Genomic DNA, 23770 nt, shown 5'->3' with positions numbered 1-23770 from the left:
AAGGGAGAGATCACACAATGGCGGCTCCATGTTGCGGAGACGCTGAGTATGAGATCTGCTGTGTCGTTGTGCCTGACGCTGATGTTAACGGGGCTGAGCTGGTTGCCCGCCAGCAGCCAGGCAGAAGTTGATTTCGATGCCCTCAAGGGCAGGGTTGTCTATCTGGATTTCTGGGCGTCCTGGTGCGGGCCGTGTCGGGAGTCGTTTCCCTGGATGCAGAAAATGCATCGTCGTTACGCCGACCAGGGTCTGGAAGTGATTGCCGTCAATCTTGATCAGGAAGCCGAGCTGTACCAGCAATTCCTCAAGCAATTCCCCAGCGACTTTCGTATTGAGCGCGACCCGGACGGCAAGCTGGCGGAATACTTTGGCATTGAAACCATGCCGACCAGTTTTCTGATTGACCGTGATGGCAATGCCGTCAAGCGCCATCTCGGCTTCCGCAAGGATGAAGAAAAACAATACGAGCACGAAATTCGCCAGCTGCTGGAGTCACATTGATGAATAAAAAAATTCTTTCAGTCGTGGCCGCGCTGGTGTTGTTGAGCCAGTTAAGCGGCTGTGCCGGGGTCAAACCCTGGCAGCGCGACCTGTTGGCCAAGCCGCAAATGTCGCTCGATGGTGATGCCATCATCATGGGTTATGAAGATCATACCTATTTCAGCAAAGAGGCCAGCTCCGGTGGTCGCGGCTTTGGTGGCGGAGGCTGCGGATGCAACTGAATCACTCAACGTCCGGCAGTTCTGGCAGCCGCAAGCCTGATGCCAGCGGTGATCGACGGCTAACGGCAGCCTCAGTGGCTGGTCAATTGGCGCTGGCGACAGCGACCTTGCTGGGGCACAGTGCGGAAGCAGCCGATCAAGGCTGGCAGGTGGATTCCGGCTTGCTGATCTATCAGGAGGCCGACGACCGGGTCAGTGCGGTTGAGCCAGCACTGGATTTTGTCCGGCAAGTGGATGAAGACACCAGTCTGCGTATTCATCTGGTGTATGACACTCTCACTGGTGCGTCGCCCAACGGTGCCATGCCCGCCAACAAACCACAGACTTTCACCTCTGCCTCGTCTGCTGGCATCACGGCGTCTTCCTATTCCGACTATTCGACGTCGGCGGTCAGCATGACCCGCAGTTCGCCCTCCAGTAGCAGTCGCACCGATCATGATGACGACGATGACGGAGAGGGTGGCGGCAGCACTTATACAGCAGCGGCGGGCGAGCGGCCGCTCGATCAGTCATTCGAAGACCAGCGTTATGTGGTTGGACTGGGCTGGACCACCAAACTGACGCCAGTCTGGCAAGCCAGCGTTGGTGGTTCGTATTCGACTGAAAGCGACTTCACCTCCTACAGCGTGAATGGTGCCATTGCCCGTGAGCTGAATAATAAAAACACCACGCTGTCGCTGGGAACCAATCTGGAGTACGACATCATTACGCCCCATGGCGGCACCCGTAAGGCGCTCAGTCGTTATGATCAGGCGTCGATTGTTTCGGAGCAGGAATCCAAAACCGTTGCGGATCTCAGCCTTGGGCTAAGTCAGGTTTTTACGCGTCGCTGGATCAGCCGTTTTAATCTGGGTGTCAGTCATGCTTCCGGTTATCAGGCCGATCCCTACAAGTTTCTGACGGTAGCCGCGGACGGCAATCTGATCGACAGCATTGACAGCTATCTGTATCTGTATGAATCACGACCAGAGCAGCGCACCAAATACACCTTCTATTGGCAGAACAAACTGGCGCTGACCAACGATGATGTACTGGATACCTCCTGGCGTTATATGACCGACGACTGGGGGATTCGATCGCATACCGCAGATATGTCGCTGCACTGGCAGCTGGGTTCGAACTGGTATCTGAAGCCGCACTATCGCTGGTATCGGCAAACCGCAGCGGATTTTTACAAGCCGTTTCTGCAGGCCGGATCGGATGTCACTGTGGTCGGCCAGGGCTATGTGCCACAGCTGAAATACGCTTCGGCGGACGGGCGTTTGGGGGCCTTCAGCGCTGTCACGACCGGATTGCAACTGGGTTATCAAATGGCAGACAACAGCGAGTTGAGTATCGCCCTGGAGCGCTATCGCCAGATCGATAACAACCGGCATATTGACGTACCACAGGGTAGTGACCTGAGCGGCATGGATCAGTTCGCCGAGACGCGCGCCTGGTGGCTGCGGGCACGCTATAGTTTTCATTGGTAATGATTGTCCGGAGGCCCTGAATGGTGGTCGTAAAAGCTCCGGCAATCCAGTTAATGGAGTATGGTGATTACAGCGTTGGACGTTTTCAGGCCCTGGGTTGCCCCTGTGAAGTCTTGTTTGACAGTACCGATATGCCGCTGGTGTTGGATTTGCTGACGCAAGCCCGTGATGAAGCCTGGCGTATTGAGCGTAAATATTCCCGTTATCGGGACGACAGTGTGATCAGCCGGATTCATCGGCAGGCCGGTGAACCCATCCAGCTGGATGATGAAACTGCCCGCTTGCTGGATTTTGCAGCCAGTCTGCATGCCCTGTCGGAGGGACGCTTTGATGTTACTTCGGGTGTGTTACGGCGGGTGTGGCAGTTTGATCAGTCTGATCATTTGCCAAGCCATGCCCAGGTCGATGAAATACGCCAGCTGGTGGGCTGGCCAAAACTCGACTGGCAATCGCCGGTACTGACGCTGCCGGTCGGCATGGAACTCGATCTTGGCGGCATCGGCAAGGAATACGCGGTGGATGCCGTCACTGAACTGCTGGCGCGGCAAACCAGCATGAGTTTGCTGGTCAACTTTGGTGGCGACCTGCGTTGTCATGGCCGTCGTCGTAATGGTGTTGCCTGGTTGGTGGCGATTGATAATGGCAGTGATGGTCGGCCACAAACCCTGCAAATGCAGCAGGGAGCGCTGGCGACCAGTGGCAACCAATATCGCTATTTACAGCGTGATGGTGTGCGTTACAGCCATATTCTGGATCCACTGACAGGCTGGCCGGTACGGCGGGCACCGGCATCGGTGACCGTGGCCGCCAGTACCTGTACCCAGGCGGGTATGCTGTCGACGCTGGCCGCGCTGCAGGGCGCCGGAGCAGAAGCCTTTCTGCAACAACAAGAAGTGACCTACTGGATTTATCGCGATGAGATTACTGCTGGTTGAAGATGATTTGATGCTCGGCTCCGGCTTGCAGGCGGCGCTGGAACGGGAATGTCACGTTGTCGACTGGCTCAAGGACGGCATGCAGGTGCTGGCGATGTTGCAGCAGGGGGAATATGAGCTGCTGATTCTCGATATTGGTTTGCCAGGCAAGGACGGTATCCGTTGTTTGCGGGAAATCCGCCAGCAGCGGCTGGACGTGCCGGTGCTGTTATTGACCGCCCGTGACGGCATCGATGATCGGGTCGCCGGGCTGGATGCCGGAGCGGACGATTACCTGCTCAAACCCTTCGATTTCGATGAGCTGTGCGCCCGTATCCGGGCGCTCGGCCGTCGCCAGGGGCAGCTGCGCTGTGAAATCGGCATTGATGGCCTGAAGCTGGATCAGCGATCCCACCGGGTTACCCTGCACGGTATGCCGGTTGAATTATCACGCCGGGAACTGATGTTGCTGGAAACCCTGCTGCACAAGCCGGAACAGGTTTTTACCCGCCGCCAGCTGGAAGAAACCCTCTATAACTGGGACGAAGAACTGGGTAGCAACGCCATCGAAGTTCATGTCCATCACTTGCGCAAAAAACTCGGCACGGGTGTGATCACCACCGTACGCGGACTGGGTTACCGGCTTGGTTCGGTGGCGTGACGGTGACGAAAGCCACTCATTCCATTCGTCATATCCTGCTGCGGCTGTTGTTGCTGGTGCTGCTGGCGACGCTTTTTTTCAACGCCATCACCGGCAGCTGGATCGTTCGTCATGAAGTTGACGAAGTGTTCGACGCTCATTTGGTGACGACTACCCGGGTGCTGAAACACCTGCTGAATCGCCACTACGAACTGTCGTCACGGGCCGAAATGCAGAGCAATCTGGCGCACCTGATGGCCGACCTTGATGACGTTCCCGAGCGTGTGCAGCCTTACGAAAAAAAGATTCTGGTGCAGTTGTGGACGCTGGATGGCACTGAATTGCTGGTCAAAACGGATAACAGCCCGGCCTATGCCATCTCGCCATTGCAGTCTGGTCTTCACCATATCGGTCGTAATGGCAACGAGTGGAGCGTGTTTGCGACCCGGCTGGACGAGCTGCAAGCCTGGTTGCTGGTCGGCGAAATTCCCCAGGCGCGTGAGGAAGTGGACAGCAATCTCGCCCAGGTGTGGATTCTCAGCAGTATCTTTTGCCTGATTTTTGCCGCGCTGGCGCTGGTCAACGCGGTGGATTTTGGCTTGCGGCCGCTATTGTCGCTCAAGCAGGCGCTGACCCGGCGCTCGATCCGCAATCTGGATGCCATTGATACGGCGAATTATCCGGCCGAATTATTGGCGCCGGTGACTACGCTCAATCAGCTGTTTGAACGCCTAACCGATGGTATCAGTCGTGAGCGGCGCTTTGTGGCGGATGCTGCCCATGAGCTGCGCACACCACTGAGCGTACTGAAGCTGCAAGCCCAGCAGCTGCAAAAGCAGATTCATCAGCAATCTGTGTTGCTGGGCGCTGATCGACTGACGGTGGCCAACGACCTGGTGATGGATTTGCAGGCAGGTATTGATCGCTCGCAGCGGCTGGTCGAACACATGCTCATGCTGGCGCGGCTGGAAGGCTCTCTGGATGCCGGGATTCTCAGCCGGGTTGATTTGGCTGAGTTGACTCGGCGGGTTATTGCCGGTCGTTATCAGCAACTGGAGCATCAGGGTGCTGTGCTGGACAGTCGTCTGGATGACAAGGTGAACAGCCTTGTTGAGGTGAATCTGCCGCTGGCAGAGGTCGCGCTCAATAATCTGATTACCAATGCTGTGCGTTATGGCGGCGGTCAGCTGGATATCAGCTTGCTGGCTGGCATTGGCGAAGTGGCCGTCAGCGTGCGGGATCATGGGCCGGGCGTACCTGCGGCGATGCTGGGGCAGTTGGCAGCACCATTTTTCCGGCTGGGGCAGGCGGATGCCCGCGGCAGTGGTTTGGGGTTGGCGATTACTGCCCGCATCATGCGGGTGCATGGCGGTCGGCTGGAGTTTGTGTTGCCTGCTGCTGGCGGCCTGGAGGTACGCTTGTGGTTCACGCTGGCCGAGGCTGATGGCAGTGACCCAGCTCGTGGTAATGATTTGGTTAGTGTGGTCTGATTCCGTTCAGACAGATTGAACAGGTGATTCATATGATCAAACGTGCGGCTTTTCTATTGATCGCTACGCTGGCCGGTGGGCAAGCGGCTCTGGCACAAGAAACACTGACTCAAAAGACACAGGCCCCAAATACACAGGCCCAGACGCAGGAACAGAGCGATCTGGTGGTTTACAAGGACCCTAACTGCGGCTGTTGCACTGACTGGGTCAAACACGTTGAACAAAGCGGTTTGAATCTGGATGTCCGTATGTCGGCCAACATGGGTGAAGTGAAGCAGTTCTACGGTATCAGCCCACAACTGCGATCCTGCCACACGGCCGTGTCCGCAGCCGGTTATGTGTTTGAAGGTCATGTGCCAGCCAAACTGGTGCAGCAATTCCTGGCCAATCCGCCAGCGGGCGGCCATGGACTGACGGTGCCCGCGATGCCGGTGGGCAGTCCGGGCATGGAAGTGGGTGACAAGTTTATGCCCTATCAGGTGTTGCAGCTGAACAACGACGGCTCCGTTGAAGTGTACGCTTCAATCGACAAGCAGGCTGACCAATACTGATCAGCCTGGTTATTGCTCTAATGCAGTTCACTTGGGAGTACGGGTCTATTCAACCACTACAGGCCCGATTACCGTACCAGCCATAACGGGCGGGCCGCCGGAATGCCGGAATGCCGGACCACCGGGCCGCTGGCCAGATCTATTGCTCCACTTTTTACGGCAGTAAATACAGGCAGATGGTCAGGGTGACCAGCGACCCCAGTGTTGACAGCAAGATTGTACGGGAAGCCACCGAAGCTTCCCGCTGGTACAGCTCCGCCAGCATGTAGGGGCCGGTGCCGGTCGGCAGGGCGCTGAGCAGTACCGCCGCCTTGGCCCACATGGGCGGTAGATGAAACACCTGATAGGCCAGCACCCAGGTCAATACCGGGTGCACAATCAATTTGATAAACACCAGCGTCATGGTGCCTTCTGCTGAACCGGCTTGCTTGCTGGCCAGAAACGCTCCCAGAGATACCAGCGCACAAGGGATGGTCGCGGTTCCCAGAATATGGAGGAATTCCAGTACCCCCTGATTCACGCCCAGTCCGCTGGCATTCCATAACACGCCCACAATCGGCGTTACCACAATCGGGTTCTTGGCCAACGCGACTGAGACCTTGCGAATCGCGACGCCAACCGACTGGCCTGCCTGCAAGCCGACCTCAACACACACCACCGCAATCGCAAACAGCACACAAACCACAACCAGTGAGGCGATTAATGCTGGTTCCAGACCCGCTTCACCCAGCACAAAAATACACAGTGGAATGCCGACATAACCGGTATTGGCATAGGAGGCACTGAGCGCTTCCAAGCCAGCATCGGCGAGCGAGCGGCCGCGCCACATGGTGTAAAAAATGGTGGCAACAAAAATTGCCAGGGTGCCGATGGCAATGACCCAGATAAAGCCCGGCTGCCAGATTTCCTCAACCGACGCGGTGGCGGTGGACTCAAACAGCATGGCTGGCAGGCACAGCCAGACCACAAACCGATTCAGTTCGGCGGCCGCAGTGGGGCCGATACGGTTGGTCTTACGGCAGCCATAACCCAGCAGGATAAGGCCAAAAATGGGTGCAAGGACGGAGAAAATATGGAGGATCAAAACGGCACTTCCAAAACTGGAACATTCAACGGAGGTGTGCAGAGTAGAATCGTAAACTGATACCGTCTAATGCTATTTTTAAGGTAAATTGATACCTGATCTGCATTGATTGGCCGATGCGGACAATCCGCGAGTTACCTTATGAATTTGCGACACCTGAAATCTTTTGTGGTGCTGGCTGAAACCCTGCATTTTGGTGAAGCTGCGCGCCGTCTGCATATGACTCAGCCGCCGCTGAGCCGACAAATTGCGGCACTCGAAGCCGATCTTGAAATCAGCCTGTTTGTGCGCCATTCGCGCTCGGTGGTGCTGACGCCAGCGGGGCAGGGTTTCTACCACAGTGCCCGCAGGATTCTGGAAGAATGCGATCACGCCGTACGGGCTGCGCAGGCAACAGCCAGAGGGGAGCGTGGAGAGCTGCGCATCGGCTTCACCATGTGTGCGGCCTGGAGTGTGATTCCAGACCTGCTGGCTCAATTTCGGCAGCAGTTGCCGGATGTGCAGATTCGGCTGATGGAAACCTTGCCGAAGGATCTGCAAGACGCTCTGCTGAGTGGCGAAGTCGATGTCGGCATCAGTTTCCCGCCACTCAGCCCGGCCGGACTGGAGTATCGGCCGGTTTTTCACGAGCCCATGGTGGCGGTACTGCCAGCCACGCATGAAGATGCTGGCCAGGCAGAGCTGGCGGTTGAGCGGCTGGCAGGGCAGGAGTTTGTGACTTTTCCTGCCAGTACTGCGCCAGAGTTACATAATGCCCTGATTCAGTGCTGTCGACTGGGTGGCTTCGAGCCGAAAGTGGTGATGGAAACCCAGCTGCAGCAAACCATCGTCAATCTGGTGGCGCGGGAGCTGGGTGTATCGCTGGTACCGCAGTCGATGAATCGGATGCAACTACAGGGTGCGGTGTTTATTCCGTTGCAACAGTCGGCGCTGGTGGAGCAGGGCGTGTACTGGAATGCTGCTAATGTGAATCCCTGTTTGCAGCCCTTTCTGGATATTGCGCTGGCGGGTTGAAGCCGTTCTGCTTTGTCGGTGACTGCAACTCTGTGTGCCAATATTCGGCCGGAACTGTGTCTGTGCCGGCTCCCCCGGGCTTGCCTACAATGTCCAGCCCTGTGCCCGGCTTGATTGTGTTTTTTTGAGGTTCTTATGAATTCGGTTACTGCGTCTTCTGCCCGGATGTTTAATCCGGTCTTGCTGGCGGGCTGCGTCATCATTCTGGTGGGCTTTGCCATTCGCTCGGCGTTTGGTCTGTTCCAGATTCCGATTGCTGAAGAATTTGGCTGGTTGCGGAGCGAATTTTCCTTTGCCATCGCCTTGCAGAACCTGTTCTGGGGCATTGGTCAGCCCTTGTTCAGTGCTTTGGCAGAAAAATACGGTGATCGTAAGGCCATTCTGGCTGGTGCGGTTTTTTACGCCAGTGGGCTGTTTTTATCGGCGTTTGCGATTACGCCGGGACAGCACCAGTTGCTGGAAATGCTGGTTGGCTTTGGCATCGCCGGTACCGGTTTTGGGGTGATTCTGGCTGTCGTTGGTCGAGCTGCCTCTGACCAGCATCGCTCGCTGGCACTGGGTATTGCGACCGCTGCGGGTTCCGCTGGTCAGGTGGTGGGGCCGCCACTGGCGCAATACCTGCTCGACAACATGGCCTGGCAGCAGGTGTTTATGATTTTTGCCGTGATGATCCTGGCGGTGATGCTGGCATTGCTGGTTATGAAGGTGCCTGCGCCAGCCAGGCCACAGGCTAACGATGACAATCTGGGGGTGGTGGTCAAACGGGCGCTGGCAGATCCGACCTTTATTTTTATTTTTCTCGGTTTCTTTTCCTGCGGTTACCAGCTGGCCTTTATCACCGCTCACTTTCCGGCCTTTGTGGCGGAGATGTGTCAGGCGGTGGAGCCTCATGGCATTTTGCATTCGCTCGGTATCACTTCAACGTCGGCGCTGGGTGCCGTGGCATTGGCCATCATCGGCATCTTCAACATCGTTGGGACTATTCTGGCCGGTTATCTGGGCAATATTTATTCGCGCAAACTCTTGCTGATCGGTATTTATGCGCTGCGCACCCTGGTGGCAGCGGCGTTTATCCTGTCGCCAATTACGCCTTGGACGGTATTCCTGTTCTCGATGCTGATGGGTGGGCTGTGGCTGGCGACCGTGCCGGTGACTTCTGGCCTGATCGCGCAGATTTATGGCTTGCGGTATATGGGAACGCTTTATGGCCTGGTGTTCCTGTCGCATCAGATTGGTGGCTTCCTCGGGGTCTGGCTGGGTGGTGCCATGTACGATCAGTACGGTAATTACAATCTGGTGTGGTGGATTGGTGTGGGTGTTGGGGCCTTCTCGGCAGTGATTCACTTGCTGGTGGATGAGCGGCCGTGGGACAAGCGGGGAGATTTGCAACCGGCTTGACCTTCAAGCTGGTTGCACAGGTGGCGGGATCGGGTCGAAATTGAAACCTGGTTCTATTATTGCTTTGCGGAAAAATCGATCAAACCCTAAAAATGCCCACCAAGGAGTCATAAATAACCCGTAATGCACTAATTTGTAGCAAAAACATGCTCAAAATTAGTGCGATAAACATATTAATAAATATAAAGATAGGACTATTTGAGACAAATCAAAATTGAATTGTAAATAATACTGACATTATTCTGTCATCACTGTAAAAATGGCCGCAGCTGTACTAAACCTATGCTGTCATTCCTAACATTTACTCCAATCACAGGAGACCTTGATGACTATTGCTACTGTACTGGCCGTGTTGATTGTCTGGAGCGTGCTGTTTGTTGGCTTTTCCGGCTTCTTCCGTATTCCGGAGCGTGCTCCCCAGCGAGTAAAGGCCAATCCCCAGTATCGCCGCGAGGACGATTTCCGCGCTTGATGCTTCCTGCCCTGAACTGTCCAGGGATTTGTTCAGCAGGGCTGATTTTCTTCTCATAATCCCATTCGATTTTGTTTTTGTGGTTCCGTCGCTTCCACTCTTCTTCCGTTCACTGCTTCGTTAATCGTTTTTCATTGTCCATCTCTTGACGCCAGCAGGGTCACTTTTATATACCGTTAATGGAATATTGTGGTTTCAAGGTGATGTTATGGATGCCTCTTTCTGGCATGACAAATGGGAACGCGGCCAAATTGGTTTTCATCAGCCGCACGCCAATCCGTTATTGCTCCGCAACTGGCCGCAGATGCCTGTGACGCCGGGGCAGCGAGTGTTTTTGCCTCTGTGTGGCAAGTCACTGGATCTGGCCTGGCTGTTGAGTGAAGGGTATGAAGTGGTTGGTGCCGAACTGAGCGAACTGGCCATTGCACAGTTGTTTGAGGAGCTCGGTGTTGTTGCTGAAGTAACGGACGTGAGTGACCAGGCTGTGGCTGGTGCTGCTGTCAAACTGTGGCAGGCCGACGGATTGAAAATTTTTGTTGGCGATATTTTTGCCCTTACGGCCGAGATGATTGGCCCGGTCGATGCGATCTATGACCGCGCGGCGCTGGTGGCGTTACCGGAAGCCATGCGGCAGCAATACGCTCGTCACCTGATAGACCTGACTGCTGGAGTGCCGCAGCTGCTGATCTGTTTTGTGTACGATCAGTCGCAAATGTCCGGGCCTCCATTCTCAGTGACGACCAGTGAAGTTCATGAGCATTATCATCATGTCTATCAATTAAACCTGCTGGATAACTTCGACGTGCCGGGTGGCATGAATGGCCAGATCCCGGCGGTTGAAAATGTCTGGCAGCTATTGCCCCAAATTACTCGGCGCGAGTAGTTATTTGGTGATTTATGGCCTTTACTGAACAGGTAACCGGTTTCAGATTGATGTATGGCTAATTATCCCGTTCCAGACAATGAAGCCCAGCGTCTGCTGGTCGCCAACGAGCTGATCTCGATCACTGAAAATGCCGAGGTCAGCTACGATGATCTTACCCAGGTGATTGCTGAGGTATTTGAAGTGCCTGTGGTGCTGGTCAATCTGATCGGCGATGAACAACTGGTGTGCCGCTCGCGGGTCGGTATCGAGCTGACGGTGCTGGCGCGTGAGCTGTCGTTTTGTGCTCATACCATATGTCAGTCCGAACCCTTGATCGTTGATGACCTTCGCGAGGATCCCAGATTCACCAATCACCCGCTGGTTATTGCGCCACCTGAATTCCGGTTTTATGCGGGCATACCTTTGGTCCTCGGAGACGGGTTGGCGGTTGGAACCCTGTGCTTGCTGGACTACCAGCCACGCAGCCTGAGTGTCACAGAGCGCCAGCGTTTTCGGGTATTTGGTCAACAAATGCAGGCCTGGCTGGCGCTGCAACAAAAAACCCGCCAGCTCGAAATCGAATCCTATGCCAGTAACTATCACGCTGCCTATTGCGACACCCTGATTCGCTCGGCTCCGGTTGCCATGTTGCGTATCGATAGCAATGGTCGGGTGCTGGAAAGCAACCCTTTTGCCCGTCAGTTGTTGGGTTATGGCATGACGGAGATGCTGCAGCTGGCGATTTGCCAACTGATACCCGTCGGCTGGGAACAGTTTCCTGGTGCCGACAAACTGGCTCCGGGCTGTGAGCAGTTACCGTCGGATGGTGCGGAAGTTCAGGCGATTCGCGCCGATGGCCAGCTGATTGCAGTGCACCTGGCAGTCAGCCAGATTCTCAGTAGCATGCCCGGTGGGGCGTCGGAATATCTTGCGGTACTGACTGACCTCAGCGGTGTACGGCAGGCCGAGCAGCGTGAGCAGGAAGAACGGATGTTGCTGCGCTCTGTCCTCGAAGCCAGTCGGGAGCCGATTTATGCCCGGGATCAGCATGGCAATTATCTGATCGCCAATGAAGCTTGCCTGAAGCGGCAGTGTGACGGTTTTGCGGATACCGGCGAGTTGCTTGGGCGAGTAGAGCAGCAGGTTATCGCGCGCGGCGTTGCAATTGGATCGCAAAGGCTCAGTACCGACGGCAAACACATTGAGACAACGTATTCTCCATTGAAAAACGCTGCCGGGGTGGTCTGTGGGGTGGTTGCGATCGAACACGATATCAGTGCTCTGTCACATCTGACAGCGCAGCTGGAGCGTGAACAAATGCTGCTGAAAGTGTTGCACCGTGGCCTGACGGATTATCGCAGTCTGGTTTCCGGCAACAGCCTCTGGCAGTTCCTGATGGATGCCTTACAGGGGTTGACGGGCAGTGAATACGCCATGATCGGTGAAGTAGTTGAAGGCGGAGATCAGCTGCGTGTTCATGCCATCAGTGAGCTGGACTGGAGTGATGAATCCCGCGCGGTAATGGCTGACTTGCTCAACGGCAAACAAACGCTTGATAGCCCGGAAACGATTTTTGGCAAGGTCTACATTGGTGGCGAAACCCTGATCGTTAACGAAATTCCCTACGGCATGGCCGATCCGGTATTTCCGCCGGGATATTCAACCTTTTTTCGTTATCTCGGCGTGCCGATTTGTTATCAGGGTGAAATTCTCGGCATGTTTGCGATTGCCAACAGTCCGGATGTGTACGACGAGGATCTGGTCGCCTGGCTTGAGCCCTTTACGTCCACCTGCGCCCTGTTGATCAACCTTTACCGCAGTTTTGATGAGCGTGCCCGAATCATCAACGAACTGCGTGAAACCAGTGAGCGGGCGGAGCGTGCCAGTCAGGCGAAAAGTGAATTCCTGTCGTCCATGAGCCATGAACTGCGGACGCCGCTGAATTCCATTCTCGGCTTTGCCCAATTGTTGCTATCCGGTAAAAACCCGCTGACCGAACGTCAGGAGCGCCAGGTTAAACAGATTTATACCAGCGGCAAACACCTGCTGGAGTTGATCAACGATGTGCTCGATCTGGCTCGTATCGAAGCAGGCCGGATTACGCTGTCGATTGAAACCATCGGTTTTTGCGATGTCACGCTGGATGTGATGGATATTTTCACGCCGCTGGCGCAGGAGCGGGGTATTGAATTGTTGCTGGATCAGCAGCAAACCGAGCATGCCTATGTGCTGGCCGACTACACCCGTCTCAAGCAGGTATTAATCAACCTGATTTCCAATGCGATCAAGTACAACCGTGATGGTGGACGGGTGGTGGTGCGCTGCCGGATGCTCGAACACCAGTTAGAGGTCAGCATCGAGGACACTGGACAAGGCATCGCCAAAGAGCGCCTGTGTGAATTGTTCCAACCGTTTAACCGCCTGGGTGCAGAAGCAGGTTCGGTAGAAGGGACCGGCATCGGTCTGGCGTTGACCCGTCAGCTTATCGAGTTGATGGGTGGTGAAATTGGTGTCGAAAGCCAGCCGGGTGAAGGCTGTCGGTTCTGGTTCCGACTGCCACTGGAGGATTCTTCAAGTGGTCAGTACAGCGATCAGGAGTTCTTGCCGGAACCGGTTGTATCGCCGATACAGCGCAATAATCTGGTGCTGTATGTCGAAGACAATCTGGCTAACCAGCGTTTGATGGCCGATGTTTTTGAAGACATTGAAGGCTGTGAACTGGTGATGGCCAACAGTGCCGAAATGGGGCTGGAACTGGCCTGCTCGGAGTCACCGGATCTGATTTTGATGGACATCGACCTGCCGGGAATAGACGGATTCCAGGCTCAGACGTTATTGGCCAAAAACCCCATGACTTCAGCCATTCCGGTGATTGGGGTGTCTGCTGGAGCCAACGCCAGTCATATCCGCCGTGCCCGGCTGGCAGGATTTTATGATTACCTGACCAAACCAGTGGATATTCCACGGCTGACGGAACTGGTTCGACATCTGCTGTCCGGGGAGGCCTGGTAATGCCAACAAGAGCCAATATTCTGGTGGTTGACGACAATCCGGCCAACGTCCAGCTGTTGATGGATATGTTGGAGGATGAGGGCTATCTGAATGTGCATGGCTGTACCGACCCTAGAGAAGTGCTGGGGCTGGCACAGCAGGTGCCGCGGGATCTGATGCTGCTGGATATTCGTATGCCGCAGTTATCCGGTCACGATGTGCTGGAGCAGCTGGCTCGTCACCTGGGAGACAAGGCTCCGGCGGTGATCGTGCTGTCGGCAGAAAATGATCTTGCCAGCCGTATCCGGGCGCTGGAACTGGGGGCTCAGGACTATCTCACCAAGCCGTTTGAGCAGAAAGAAGTACTCAAGCGGATCGACAATTTACTGCGCTTGCAGCACCGCATGAATTGGCAAACCAGCCGTGCCGAGCATATGGAGCAGCTGGTAGAACAACGCACGGAAGAGCTTGAACGACTGTCAGTAGAGGATCCCTTGACCGGCTTGCCAAACCGGCGGGCTCTTAGCAATGCCCTGGCGGATGCCGGGCGCCTCCAGCAAGCACTGACGGTGTTGTTTATCACCCTTGACGGTTTTGATGAGCTGGCTCGCCTGAACGGCTATAGCATTGCCGACGTGGCAACGCTGGCGGTGCGGGACCGGCTGCGGCGGATGCTGCCGGGACGAGCTCTGGCAGGGGTCTGGAATGGTTATGAGTGGGCGGTATTGCTGCATGACTATCAGCTGGCTACCAGTGAAATACTGGCGGCTCAGTTGATCGAGGGCCTCAGCAAGCCATTCGAAGTGGCTGGCATTCGATTCAATATGCGGTTGTCGATCGGCATGGCGGATACCTGCCAGACCAGGGACGTTGAGCAATTGATTCGCATGGCGGCACTTGCGGTACCTGCCAGCCCCAACAGTCTGGGGGTATATTCGCAGGCACTGGAAGATGCTTTTAAACAGCGTAACCAGAAGCGCGAAGCACTGCAGCACGCGCTGGACCGGAAAGAATTGTTTTTGCTGTATCAGCCGAAAATTAATGCCGTTAGTGGCCGGGTTGAAAGTGCTGAAGCGCTGCTGCGCTGGCACAGTCGTGACATCGGCTTTGTGCCTCCAGATGAATTTATTCCACTGGCCGAAGCCTCGGGCGATATTCTGGCGATTGGTGACTGGGTGATCGATGAGTCGATACGGCAGTTGCTGGAGTGGCGTCAGACGGCGGTTGTGCCAGCTGATTTTCGTGTTGCCATTAACGTTTCAGCAGCCCAGTTGCAGCAGGTCGACTTCGCCAGTCGGCTGATCGCCAGATTAGCCCATGCCGGGCTTGCTGATGCGATTGAAGTGGAGGTGACTGAAACCGGTCTGATGCAGGATATTGAGCTGGCGTTTCAGCAACTCAGTGAACTGGCTGGCCATGGTATTCGGGTCGCTATCGACGACTTTGGCACGGGTTATTCATCCTTGTCCTATCTTAAAAACCTGCCGATCTCGGTGTTGAAAATCGACCGTGCCTTTGTCCGCGATATGGACACAAACCCGCAGGATCTCAACCTCGTGAATACCGTGATTCAAATGGCATCCTGTTTTGGATTCGCCACCGTTGCTGAGGGGGTTGAACGCGAAGAGCATGTCCTGCTGTTGCGGGACATGCGTTGTGACGTCCTGTAAGGTTACTTCTTTTCGCCACCACTCAAACCAGACCGACTCATCCAGTTCATTTCTTCTCTCAGCGTTTGAGCTGCCTGGCGCAGCTTGGTCCGTAACCACATCAGCCCCGGGTCGGTTTCGCGATACTGGTGCCACTGCATGACCTGCTGGAAACGAGGGAATTGCAGTGGTGGTTCGATGATTCTGATGGGGAGGTGTTGTCGTGCTGCCTCGGCCAGGCGGCGGTGTACGGTGGCAATCCGGTCAGTGCCAACGATCAGCCTGCAGGGCGCAGTGTGACTGTAGGCGGCGACCTGAATATTGCGGGTCATGCTCAGTTCCCGCAAAAACCACTCCTCGAACATACTCGATTGGCCAGGGCGCTTGACCGCGACATGTGGCAGTGTGGTGATGGTGGTGTCGATTCGCATCAACACATCCTTGACCGCCGCAGAGAGTGATTCTGCTGATGATTAGAACAGTTGCTGTATTCACCTGAATCGGGAGCTGAAGCTGGGGTTGGTTTTATCAATGCCAAGCCTGCGACAGTGTTTGCCCCCGTGGCGTTGACGTCGGATGGACTGGAGCTTTGGCGAATTACTGGCGCATCTGGCGCTCAATCGCAACCTGCGTGCCGGTACTGTATTGGGGTTCGGCACAGTTTCCAACGAGAATGCCGAGCGGGTGGGTTCTGCCTGTCTGGCTGAGTGGCGGGCGCTGGAAGTGATCAGGTTTGGTGCGCCCAAAGAAGCGTTTCTGGCGGCAGGAGAGCGGATGGCGTTTGCTGTGCTGGATGCTGCTGGCGCGTCGGTATTCGGCGCAATTGATTACGTCACCCGTACATTCGACTAGCTCTGCAGCAGGTCGTATTTCACGCCAAAGTCCGGCAGCTTCTCCAGTGCCAGTGGCCGGACTGAGCCCATCCAGATGGCACGGTCGCGGTGGTCTATGGTGTCTTGTCCGGTAATTGGATGGATAAACACCGTCAGGCCATTGCGGTGCATTGTCAGATAGCTCATTACTTCCAGAAAAGATTCGTTGCGGACCCCCAGTTGGCAACTCCAGTCGGGGTGTGGGCCAACAATTTTTTCGTGCATTCGACCCATTTGCACATCAGGCCAACGATTGACGATGGTTTCGCAAAGGCTGCGGGCTTGTGCAAGCGTGCTGGCATTAAAGTAGACATGCATGTGCCATCCCTGGATTTCCAGGGGAACGCTATTTGGGGGGATTAAATCAGTCACAACAGTACTCGCTGACAAGACAGGAATGAATATTGTCAGTGTATCCGATTTAACGGCCGCTTATCGTTCAAAGGTTCGGGAGATTTTACCAGCCGAGGCCGCCCCGTCTTCCAGTGCTGGCTGGTGCTCCTGATTGGATTTGTGTGCTGGCTCCAGCAGCAGTGATGCGCTGACAGCAACCGCAATTGTCAGGCCGACAACAGCTTCAATCAGATTTACCAGAATGGGATTTTTGTGTTGTTTCACAGGACACCTCCATGAGCCTGGTTGGGAAAGGATGGCTGTTGATGTCATCCGCTGACCAGCATCTTTTAATAGTAATCAAGTGTTCAAGAATTGCACAAAATGATGACAGAAAATCAAAAACATGTCTCAGAATGGCGTCTGCCATGTGGTATGTGGCAAAGTTGAGGGGTGTTTATCAAAGTGTCTCGAGCTTATGTATCTGTTGTTGCGAAAAATCTTTGCGCCATTACTGAATATTTTTGAAAAGGGCGAGGGTGAGTATCTCTACAAGCCTTCTTATCGCCTGATTCTGATGGTCATGGGGGCGCTATTCACCTTGTTGGCCTGTGGTTCGTTGGCGTTGGTTATTGCTGCCGATATGTTCGGTGGGCTGCTGCCCGGTGTGGTGTTTCTCACCGTTGGTACTGTGTGTCTCGTTGTTGGGGCCCTTGGGACTGATGCGGCAGTGGCTCGAATCTGGAAAAATAAATAAGCCATTGTCCTTCATTGCAAACAGGAGCCATCAATGAACGAGGATTATATTGTTGCCCGGCCGCTGGAACCCCGGCAGCTCGTGCTGCTGTACCACGGTGTTGGCAGTCATTCCAATAACCTGATTCCGCTTGGTGAAATCCTTGCGTCTTTTTTACCGGACGCAGCGATCGTATCAGTTGCTGCGCCTGATCCATGTGATCTTGGTGGTGGCTTGCAATGGTTTTCAGTTAAGGGTGTTACGGAAAATAACCGTCAGGCGCGAGTGTTGGAGGCCATGCCAGGCTTCCTGAATAGTGTGCGCCGTTATCAGGCGATGTTTCTGGTGGCGCCACAGGACACTGTACTGATTGGCTTTTCGCAAGGGGCCATTATGTCGCTGGAAGCGGCCATGTATGAAAATGACCTGGCTGGCAGAGTGGTTTCACTATCGGGGCGGATGGCGACGCTGCCAGTGATGGCGCCAGTCGCAGCAAGCAGTGTAGCGTTCAGCTTTATTCATGGTACTGCCGATCCGGTTATTGCAGCGGAATGGGCGACCAGCGCCGAGCAGCACCTGAAGTCGTTGGGCTTCACGGCGTCATTGTCTCTGGTGCCGGAAATGGGGCATGAAATCAACAGTGACGTGTTGTCTCTGCTGAAAGCAGAGCTGGCCCAATAGGCCAGCGTAAGGACACTTCAGGCTTCGCTGGCTTCCCGTCTGTGCTCCGGGTGCAGGCAGGCTGCCTCTTCGTGTGGTAGTCCTGGCGCCAGCTGACTGGCCAGGTAGTCCTCAATGGCTTTCAGTGGCTGGCTTTCAGTGGTGGTTTCCAGCAGGGTGCCGCGCTCACCCAAGCGGCGGGTTACGCCCTCACCGGCAGAGCCGCAGATGGCGACATCAACAGCATGAAGAGGGTGTCGATTACCATCACCACGAACGTGCCATTCATGCAGCGACCCGGCTGCTTGCAGATCGAGACTCCACACCAGCTCCGGGCCCTGGCTGCCAATCACATAAACGTCCCAGTGATCAGCTCGGCCGCCGTGTGGCGAAATTGTACCGTCTGCCTGTACGGCGACGGCTATCAATGATTCTGACATGCTTGATCCTCCTGTTTGACTGCGATGGTAGGAAGTCGCAGTCGGAGAGGTTTTGATTCAAGGCAGGGAATCTGGCAAGCCTATCGTAAATGGCGACAATGTTATCCTTTCTGTTGTTGGCTGCTACGACTGGTTAGTTTGCGCAGTTTTGAGTCGCGCCAGAATCTACGCGGGTCACGTAGCAATTTTTTGAATCTTCGATGATGAATACTAATGACAGGGTTGGTATTGTCGGCTGCCATTAGGGCGTTCGTGGCGTTCAGACTGGGTATTCCAGCTTGCTGTGAAAGAGAAAAATTCTCTGGTGGTGTGGGGATTACTGCACTCATTGCGGCCCGATGGGCTGCGCTACAGGCGCTGCAATAATTGTCTGGTACTTTTAAATGTTCGAGGAATTCTTCCCAGTCCCTTGTATTTGCACTCAGTAATAATCCATCGTTACGAAAGCGCTCCATATCCGTATTATTGCAAGCAATGACAGGAACGCCGAAAACGCCGCTTTCCCAGAACTTCAAGCCGCTTTTGCACTCATTGAAGCTGTTTTTATCCAGTGGGGCGATGGTGACCCAACTATCTCTGATCAGTGTTGGTAGCAGGTTAAAATCGACAAACGCACGCTGGCGTAGTTGGTGTGGTTTGAATTTGTCAGTGTTTATTCGAATGTTGCCTACGACTTCGAGAATGACATCCGGGTTCTGGCCCAGCCATTGCGACAGGAAATTTTCCACCAGCACAAAATTAGCCGTATGGTTAGCTGTGCCAGGAAAGTAGCGGATGATCTTTTGCTGCAGTCGTTCTAACGGTTCGACAGCTGCATACATATCAACCCAGTAGCTTGGCAGGGTATTTGGAACAAACTCGTAGTCGCACAGGTGGTGGACCTTCATTGCGCTGTCGATCAGATGAGTGGTCGACATCTGGCAATGAGCAAATTTGCGAAGCGCTTTTCTCGACAGCTTGCTCTGGCGCCGAGCTGTTTGTAACGACTCACGATCATTCTGGACGGTCGGGCTATCTGCCGCCAAGTCGGGACGAAACAGCTGGTCATCGTAGTCGGCAAGCAGTTTGAGTCGCAGGCGGGTGCCGTGCCTGAATAAGTAGGACAGTTCCCGACACCAGAACGGGCGGTGGCAGATGACAGTCGTGTAGTCGGGCAGATGGATCTTGCGAATGTCGCGAATGTGAATAATGTCAGCCTGATTGCCCCTGCTTCGAAGTTGTTCCGCCTTGAAAATACAGCGGTAGCGAACAGACGCATCCAATGCATAGTTAATACCTCTCTTGGAAAAGCTGACGAAGAGAGTGGATGACTGCATTGGCTTACCTCAAATGCCTGTTGTTTGGTGGGATTATGGCTCCTTGGTCCTGTATGGTGAAAGGTCGACAAGCAAAAACTTTTATTGCAAAGAAAAACCAAAAAAGCCCTTGCAAACCAAAAACTTATCAGTATGATACGCACCACTTCCGAGACGTCCCCATCGTCTAGAGGCCTAGGACACCGCCCTTTCACGGCGGTAACAGGGGTTCGAATCCCCTTGGGGATGCCAATCTCATTTGAGAAGTGCATTGCGGGAATAGCTCAGTTGGTAGAGCACAACCTTGCCAAGGTTGGGGTCGCGAGTTCGAATCTCGTTTCCCGCTCCAATTTATTATGCGTTTCGGAAATTTGTCCTTGTGTCCCCATCGTCTAGAGGCCTAGGACACCGCCCTTTCACGGCGGTAACAGGGGTTCGAATCCCCTTGGGGATGCCACTTCTCATTAGGGAAGTACAGTGCGGGAATAGCTCAGTTGGTAGAGCACAACCTTGCCAAGGTTGGGGTCGCGAGTTCGAATCTCGTTTCCCGCTCCAAATATTCAGAAGTTGATAAATCACTTTGGTGGTTAGTCCTGAAGATTACTTGGTAAATGCAGTATGTCTTAGTGTCCCCATCGTCTAGAGGCCTAGGACACCGCCCTTTCACGGCGGTAACAGGGGTTCGAATCCCCTTGGGGATGCCACTTCTCATTAGGGAAGTACAGTGCGGGAATAGCTCAGTTGGTAGAGCACAACCTTGCCAAGGTTGGGGTCGCGAGTTCGAATCTCGTTTCCCGCTCCATTATTTAATGGAAAAGCGTGCGATAGGGTCGCGAGCTGGTGCGCCAGCTTGGTTGGATCTCGTTTCTCGCTCCAAGTATTGAGCAGTTGATAAATCACTTTGGTGATTGGTCCTGAAGGTTACTTGGTAAATTGCAGTATGTCTTAGTGTCCCCATCGTCTAGAGGCCTAGGACACCGCCCTTTCACGGCGGTAACAGGGGTTCGAATCCCCTTGGGGATGCCACTTCTCATTAGAGAAGTACAATGCGGGAATAGCTCAGTTGGTAGAGCACAACCTTGCCAAGGTTGGGGTCGCGAGTTCGAATCTCGTTTCCCGCTCCATATTCAGAAAGACTGGTTTATGTTCAGTTTTTCAAGCGGATAGGCGCGACAAAGTCGCGAGCTGGAACGCCAGCCCGGTCGAATCTCGTTTCCCGCTCCATATTCAGAAGGTCGATATTTAGTGGGTCTTTGTTGAAAAATGAAAAGGCCGATGCAAAAGCATCGGCCTTTTTGCTATGGGCTAAAATCAGGTGGGTCAGCTTAGTAGCTGGCGTCGTCGATGGTCTGAAACTGTGCGATTTCTTCGTCTGTCAGGTAGTGAAGGCAGTCGCCTCCCAGTAGCCATAGCAGCTGGCGATCGATTGCGGGCGTCAACTGGGGAGTAAATTGCAGGATGTTGGCAACCCAGTCGCGCGTATCGTCATAGGCTGTGCTGGTGTGTTGCGTCAGCTGGTCAATCAGGTCGTCCAGCTGTTGTATCATGTCCTCTGTAATCACGTCGCTTTCGTTGGCCGCTTTCAAGCGGCTTTTTAGTGCTTGCAACAGTTCGATGTGATCGTTTTTCTGATTCATACAAATCTCGGGTGGTATTTTATGGTTCCTGCACTGCACGTTCAGGGCTTGAGAAAGGTATATGGTAACGGTTTTGAGGCGCTTAAGGGCATCGACTTGACCGTTGAGCAGGGTGATTTTTTTGCCTTGTTGGGGCCAAACGGTGCTGGCAAGTCAACGACGCTGGGGATCTTGAGTGGTCTGGTACAAAAAACCAGTGGTACTGCGGAAGTAATGGGCTGTGATGTAAACGCTGATTCTTTCGGGGCGCGCCTGAATCTTGGGGTGGTGCCGCAGGAATTTAACTTCAATCAGTTTGAGAAGGTTGAGGATATTGTTGTTACCCAGGCGGGCTATTTTGGTCTGCGTGCAGCAGAAGCGCGGGTCAGGGCGGAATATTTGCTGAAGGCGCTGGATCTTTGGGATAAGCGTAACGAAGCATCTCGCATGCTTTCCGGTGGGATGAAGCGCCGCTTGATGATTGCCCGGGCTTTGATTCATCAGCCAAAAGTCCTGATTCTGGATGAGCCAACGGCAGGTGTTGATATTGAACTGCGTCGTTCCATGTGGGATTTCATGAAGGAGCTGAATGAATCCGGTACAACGATCATTCTGACGACTCATTATCTGGAAGAGGCGGAGCAGTTGTGCCGCAATATTGCCATTATCAACAAGGGTGAGATTGTGCGCTCGACCAGTGTTCGTTCATTGTTGGCGCAAATGCACGCTGAAACCTTTGTGCTCGATTTGCAGTCCCCGTTGGTTGATGGTTTTGTGCTGCCAGGGGTTGAATCGCGGCTGGTGTCTGCAGATTGCCTGGAGGTTGTGGTTCAGGAAGGGCAAGCGATTAATGAGGTATTTGTAAAGTTGTCGCAGGCCGGTATTGGTGTCAGAAGTATGCGCCCGAAGGCCAATAGGCTTGAAGAGTTGTTTGTTAATCTGGTGCGTGGAGGTGCAGCGTGACTCAGGCCCAAATTCAGTGGGTCGCGTTGACGACCATTGTGGCGAAAGAAATCCGTCGTTTTATGCGGATCTGGCAACAAACCCTGGTGCCGCCAGCGATTACCATGTCGCTCTATTTTGTGATTTTCGGTAATTTGATTGGGCCGCGTATCGGTGAGATGCATGGTGTCGATTACATGTCATTTATCGTGCCGGGCCTGATCATGATGAGTGTGATTACCAATGCCTACGGCAATGTGGCGTCGTCGTTCTTCAGTAACAAGTTTCAGAAAAGTGTTGAAGAGTTGATGGTAGCGCCAGTGCATCCTTTGACGATTCTGGCGGGCTTTATCGCTGGAGGTGTGGCTCGAGGTGTGTGTGTGGGCGTTATTGTTACCTTGCTGTCGCTGTATTTCACCAGTCTGGAGATTCATCACCTGCTGATTGTGGTAGGGATTGTGGTGCTGTCGGCGGTGCTGTTTTCGTTGGGTGGCTTTATTAATGCGGTGCACGCTCGCAAGTTTGATGATATTTCGATCATACCGACCTTTGTGATTACACCGCTGACCTATCTGGGTGGTGTGTTCTATTCAATTGATCTGCTTCCGCAGCATTGGCAGTGGCTGTCGCAGTTGAATCCGATTCTTTATATGGTCAATACCTTCCGTTACGGCATTCTTGGGGTGTCTGATGTGGGGGTTGGTATTTCGTTTTTGATGATGTTTGTATTTATTGTGCTGTTGGGTGGGTACAGTGTATTCCTGCTCAAGCGTGGCACTGGTATGAGGCAATAACTGTGGCAGCGATCGATTCTCCTGCAAATCCCCTTGGTAAACAGTCAGAGTACAAGGATGAATACGATGCGTCCTTGTTGTTTCCGATTCCAAGGCTGGAAGGGCGCAAGCATATCGCCGGTTTTACCGGTGATTTTTATGGTGAGGATACCTGGAACGGTTTTGAAGTTTCCTGGCTGAACCCAAGGGGCAAACCGGTCGTAAAAATGGCGGAGTTTCGAATTCCGGCAGCCAGTCCCAATATCATTGAGTCGAAGTCGTTCAAGTTATATCTGAATTCCTTTAACCAGAGTCGTTATGCCAGCGATGATGACGTGGTTGCCTTGATGCAGCAGGATTTGTCCGCAGCCGCTGGTGCTGATGTAAAAGTAACTTTGTTGACTCTGGATACGGTGTTCCCGGCTGCGCCAGAGGCGGTCTGTCTGGATGATCTGGATATTGAAGTGACGGCCTATGAGCCTGATGCAGGTCTTTTGCAGTCAGCGGATGGTGAAGAGGATGGTTGGTTTTGTTCGCACTTGCTGAAGTCGAATTGTCCGGTCACTGGGCAGCCAGACTGGGGTTCGTTGTACGTTCAATACAAGGGCGCAGCATTTTCCCGCGAGGGGTTGCTGGCCTATATTGTATCGATACGTCAGCATCAGGGCTTTCATGAGCAGTGTGTGGAGCAGATTTATGCCGATCTGATGGCGAAGTTTGCTCCGGAAAGGCTATTGGTGTGTGCTCGTTACGTTCGACGCGGTGGTCTGGATATCAATCCAGTGCGTAGCAGTTGCCCGTGTGAGGGTTTTCCAAACTTCCGATTGGGGCGGCAATAATA

The 23770-nt window shown here is 54.1% G+C and carries 26 protein-coding genes and 8 tRNA genes; 27 read left to right on the top strand and 7 right to left on the bottom strand.

Going from position 1 to position 23770, the window contains the following annotated elements; genetic code table 11:
- The first annotated feature begins 48 nt into the window (after window positions 1–48).
- From K6123_RS14170 to K6123_RS14140, 7 genes are read left to right on the top strand one after another with little or no spacing between them, the layout of a single operon-like run.
- The gene (locus K6123_RS14170) at window positions 49–501 is read left to right on the top strand and encodes a TlpA family protein disulfide reductase (RefSeq protein WP_221798825.1); all 453 of its coding nucleotides are present in this window, start codon (window positions 49–51) and stop codon (window positions 499–501) included.
- A complete protein-coding gene (locus K6123_RS14165) occupies window positions 501–722 on the top strand; it encodes a DUF4266 domain-containing protein (RefSeq protein WP_221798822.1) in 222 nt (73 codons plus the stop codon). Before K6123_RS14170 ends, K6123_RS14165 begins: the two co-directional genes overlap by 1 nt.
- A complete protein-coding gene (locus K6123_RS14160) occupies window positions 713–2194 on the top strand; it encodes a DUF3570 domain-containing protein (protein WP_221798820.1) in 1482 nt (493 codons plus the stop codon). Before K6123_RS14165 ends, K6123_RS14160 begins: the two co-directional genes overlap by 10 nt.
- A gap of 20 nt (window positions 2195–2214) precedes the next feature.
- Window positions 2215–3129 (top strand): FAD:protein FMN transferase, encoded by a 915-nt coding sequence (locus K6123_RS14155; protein ID WP_246624799.1) that lies wholly within the window; start codon window positions 2215–2217, stop codon window positions 3127–3129.
- A complete protein-coding gene (locus K6123_RS14150) occupies window positions 3110–3769 on the top strand; it encodes a response regulator (protein WP_221798818.1) in 660 nt (219 codons plus the stop codon). Before K6123_RS14155 ends, K6123_RS14150 begins: the two co-directional genes overlap by 20 nt.
- 2 nt (window positions 3770–3771) lie before the next feature.
- Window positions 3772–5238: an ATP-binding protein gene (locus tag K6123_RS14145; protein ID WP_221798817.1), complete on the top strand. Its 1467-nt coding sequence runs from the start codon at window positions 3772–3774 to the stop codon at window positions 5236–5238.
- A gap of 32 nt (window positions 5239–5270) precedes the next feature.
- Entirely contained in the window at window positions 5271–5789 is a 519-nt protein-coding gene (locus K6123_RS14140; protein ID WP_221798815.1) for a DUF411 domain-containing protein, read from the top strand.
- A gap of 154 nt (window positions 5790–5943) precedes the next feature.
- On the opposite strand, the gene K6123_RS14135 is transcribed toward K6123_RS14140, so the two are convergent.
- Window positions 5944–6873 (bottom strand): AEC family transporter, encoded by a 930-nt coding sequence (locus tag K6123_RS14135; RefSeq protein ID WP_246624798.1) that lies wholly within the window; start codon window positions 6871–6873, stop codon window positions 5944–5946.
- Window positions 6874–7014: 141 nt separating this feature from the next.
- On the opposite strand from K6123_RS14135, the gene K6123_RS14130 reads away from it, so the two are divergent.
- From K6123_RS14130 to K6123_RS14105, 6 genes are all read left to right on the top strand, one after another.
- Window positions 7015–7887 (top strand): LysR family transcriptional regulator, encoded by an 873-nt coding sequence (locus K6123_RS14130; RefSeq protein ID WP_221798813.1) that lies wholly within the window; start codon window positions 7015–7017, stop codon window positions 7885–7887.
- A gap of 135 nt (window positions 7888–8022) precedes the next feature.
- Complete coding sequence (locus tag K6123_RS14125) at window positions 8023–9285, top strand: MFS transporter (protein ID WP_221798811.1); 1263 nt, start codon at window positions 8023–8025, stop codon at window positions 9283–9285.
- A 325-nt stretch (window positions 9286–9610) separates the two neighbouring features.
- Window positions 9611–9757 (top strand): hypothetical protein, encoded by a 147-nt coding sequence (locus K6123_RS14120; protein ID WP_221798809.1) that lies wholly within the window; start codon window positions 9611–9613, stop codon window positions 9755–9757.
- A gap of 208 nt (window positions 9758–9965) precedes the next feature.
- On the top strand, window positions 9966–10640 hold the full coding sequence (tmpT, locus tag K6123_RS14115) for a thiopurine S-methyltransferase (protein WP_221798807.1): 675 nt from the start codon (window positions 9966–9968) through the stop codon (window positions 10638–10640).
- A gap of 54 nt (window positions 10641–10694) precedes the next feature.
- Window positions 10695–13634: an ATP-binding protein gene (locus K6123_RS14110; RefSeq protein WP_221798806.1), complete on the top strand. Its 2940-nt coding sequence runs from the start codon at window positions 10695–10697 to the stop codon at window positions 13632–13634.
- Entirely contained in the window at window positions 13634–15283 is a 1650-nt protein-coding gene (locus K6123_RS14105; RefSeq protein WP_221798804.1) for an EAL domain-containing response regulator, read from the top strand. The genes K6123_RS14110 and K6123_RS14105 overlap by 1 nt, the downstream gene beginning before the upstream one ends.
- Window positions 15284–15285: 2 nt before the next feature.
- Here the strand turns inward: K6123_RS14105 and K6123_RS14100 are convergent, their stop codons facing one another.
- The gene (locus tag K6123_RS14100; RefSeq protein ID WP_221798802.1) at window positions 15286–15693 is read right to left on the bottom strand and encodes a type 2 periplasmic-binding domain-containing protein; all 408 of its coding nucleotides are present in this window, start codon (window positions 15691–15693) and stop codon (window positions 15286–15288) included.
- 145 nt (window positions 15694–15838) lie between these two features.
- Between K6123_RS14100 and K6123_RS14095 the strand changes: the two genes are divergently transcribed.
- Window positions 15839–16114 carry a fumarylacetoacetate hydrolase family protein gene (locus K6123_RS14095; RefSeq protein WP_221798800.1) on the top strand — a complete coding sequence of 92 codons (276 nt, stop codon included), beginning with the start codon at window positions 15839–15841 and terminating at the stop codon, window positions 16112–16114.
- Here K6123_RS14095 and K6123_RS14090 read toward each other — a convergent pair.
- Entirely contained in the window at window positions 16111–16452 is a 342-nt protein-coding gene (locus K6123_RS14090; protein WP_221798799.1) for a DOPA 4,5-dioxygenase family protein, read from the bottom strand. The genes K6123_RS14095 and K6123_RS14090 overlap by 4 nt on opposite strands.
- A 114-nt stretch (window positions 16453–16566) precedes the next feature.
- On the bottom strand, window positions 16567–16752 hold the full coding sequence (locus K6123_RS14085; protein WP_221798797.1) for a hypothetical protein: 186 nt from the start codon (window positions 16750–16752) through the stop codon (window positions 16567–16569).
- 193 nt (window positions 16753–16945) lie between these two features.
- Between K6123_RS14085 and K6123_RS14080 the strand changes: the two genes are divergently transcribed.
- Together K6123_RS14080 and ypfH are read left to right on the top strand one after the other, a co-directional pair.
- Window positions 16946–17224, top strand: coding sequence for a hypothetical protein (locus tag K6123_RS14080; RefSeq protein WP_221798795.1), 279 nt, complete (start codon window positions 16946–16948; stop codon window positions 17222–17224).
- A 33-nt stretch (window positions 17225–17257) separates the two neighbouring features.
- Complete coding sequence (gene ypfH / locus K6123_RS14075) at window positions 17258–17884, top strand: esterase (protein WP_221798793.1); 627 nt, start codon at window positions 17258–17260, stop codon at window positions 17882–17884.
- A 17-nt stretch (window positions 17885–17901) separates the two neighbouring features.
- On the opposite strand, the gene K6123_RS14070 is transcribed toward ypfH, so the two are convergent.
- Together K6123_RS14070 and K6123_RS14065 are read right to left on the bottom strand one after the other, a co-directional pair.
- Window positions 17902–18303 carry a NifB/NifX family molybdenum-iron cluster-binding protein gene (locus tag K6123_RS14070; protein WP_221798791.1) on the bottom strand — a complete coding sequence of 134 codons (402 nt, stop codon included), beginning with the start codon at window positions 18301–18303 and terminating at the stop codon, window positions 17902–17904.
- 101 nt (window positions 18304–18404) lie between these two features.
- Entirely contained in the window at window positions 18405–19619 is a 1215-nt protein-coding gene (locus tag K6123_RS14065; RefSeq protein WP_221798789.1) for a glycosyltransferase family protein, read from the bottom strand.
- 155 nt (window positions 19620–19774) lie between these two features.
- On the opposite strand from K6123_RS14065, the gene K6123_RS14060 reads away from it, so the two are divergent.
- From K6123_RS14060 to K6123_RS14025, 8 genes are all read left to right on the top strand, one after another.
- A tRNA-Glu gene (locus K6123_RS14060) sits at window positions 19775–19850 on the top strand.
- Between the two features lie 21 nt (window positions 19851–19871).
- Window positions 19872–19947 (top strand) — tRNA-Gly (locus K6123_RS14055).
- 32 nt (window positions 19948–19979) lie between these two features.
- Window positions 19980–20055, top strand: a tRNA-Glu gene (locus tag K6123_RS14050).
- A 22-nt stretch (window positions 20056–20077) separates the two neighbouring features.
- Window positions 20078–20153 (top strand) — tRNA-Gly (locus tag K6123_RS14045).
- Window positions 20154–20226: 73 nt separating this feature from the next.
- Window positions 20227–20302: transfer RNA gene (locus K6123_RS14040), tRNA-Glu, on the top strand.
- A 22-nt stretch (window positions 20303–20324) separates the two neighbouring features.
- Window positions 20325–20400 (top strand) — tRNA-Gly (locus tag K6123_RS14035).
- Between the two features lie 148 nt (window positions 20401–20548).
- Window positions 20549–20624: transfer RNA gene (locus tag K6123_RS14030), tRNA-Glu, on the top strand.
- 22 nt (window positions 20625–20646) lie between these two features.
- A tRNA-Gly gene (locus K6123_RS14025) sits at window positions 20647–20722 on the top strand.
- A 201-nt stretch (window positions 20723–20923) separates the two neighbouring features.
- On the opposite strand, the gene K6123_RS14020 is transcribed toward K6123_RS14025, so the two are convergent.
- A complete protein-coding gene (locus K6123_RS14020) occupies window positions 20924–21235 on the bottom strand; it encodes a PA2817 family protein (protein ID WP_221798788.1) in 312 nt (103 codons plus the stop codon).
- A gap of 21 nt (window positions 21236–21256) precedes the next feature.
- Between K6123_RS14020 and K6123_RS14015 the strand changes: the two genes are divergently transcribed.
- Genes K6123_RS14015 through queF form a run of 3 tightly spaced genes read left to right on the top strand, consistent with a single transcriptional unit; the run spans window position 21257 to window position 23768 of the window.
- Entirely contained in the window at window positions 21257–22177 is a 921-nt protein-coding gene (locus K6123_RS14015) for an ABC transporter ATP-binding protein (protein WP_221798785.1), read from the top strand.
- Window positions 22174–22950 (top strand): ABC transporter permease, encoded by a 777-nt coding sequence (locus K6123_RS14010; RefSeq protein WP_221798783.1) that lies wholly within the window; start codon window positions 22174–22176, stop codon window positions 22948–22950. Before K6123_RS14015 ends, K6123_RS14010 begins: the two co-directional genes overlap by 4 nt.
- A 2-nt stretch (window positions 22951–22952) precedes the next feature.
- Entirely contained in the window at window positions 22953–23768 is an 816-nt protein-coding gene (gene queF, locus K6123_RS14005) for an NADPH-dependent 7-cyano-7-deazaguanine reductase QueF (RefSeq protein WP_221798781.1), read from the top strand.
- Window positions 23769–23770 lie beyond the last annotated feature (2 nt).

The sequence above is a fragment of the Oceanobacter mangrovi genome (genome assembly GCF_019740315.1).
Lineage (GTDB): Bacteria > Pseudomonadota > Gammaproteobacteria > Pseudomonadales > Oceanobacteraceae > Oceanobacter > Oceanobacter mangrovi.
Note: the sequence above shows the minus strand (reverse complement) of the source record. Positions and strands in the feature narration are given on the sequence as shown.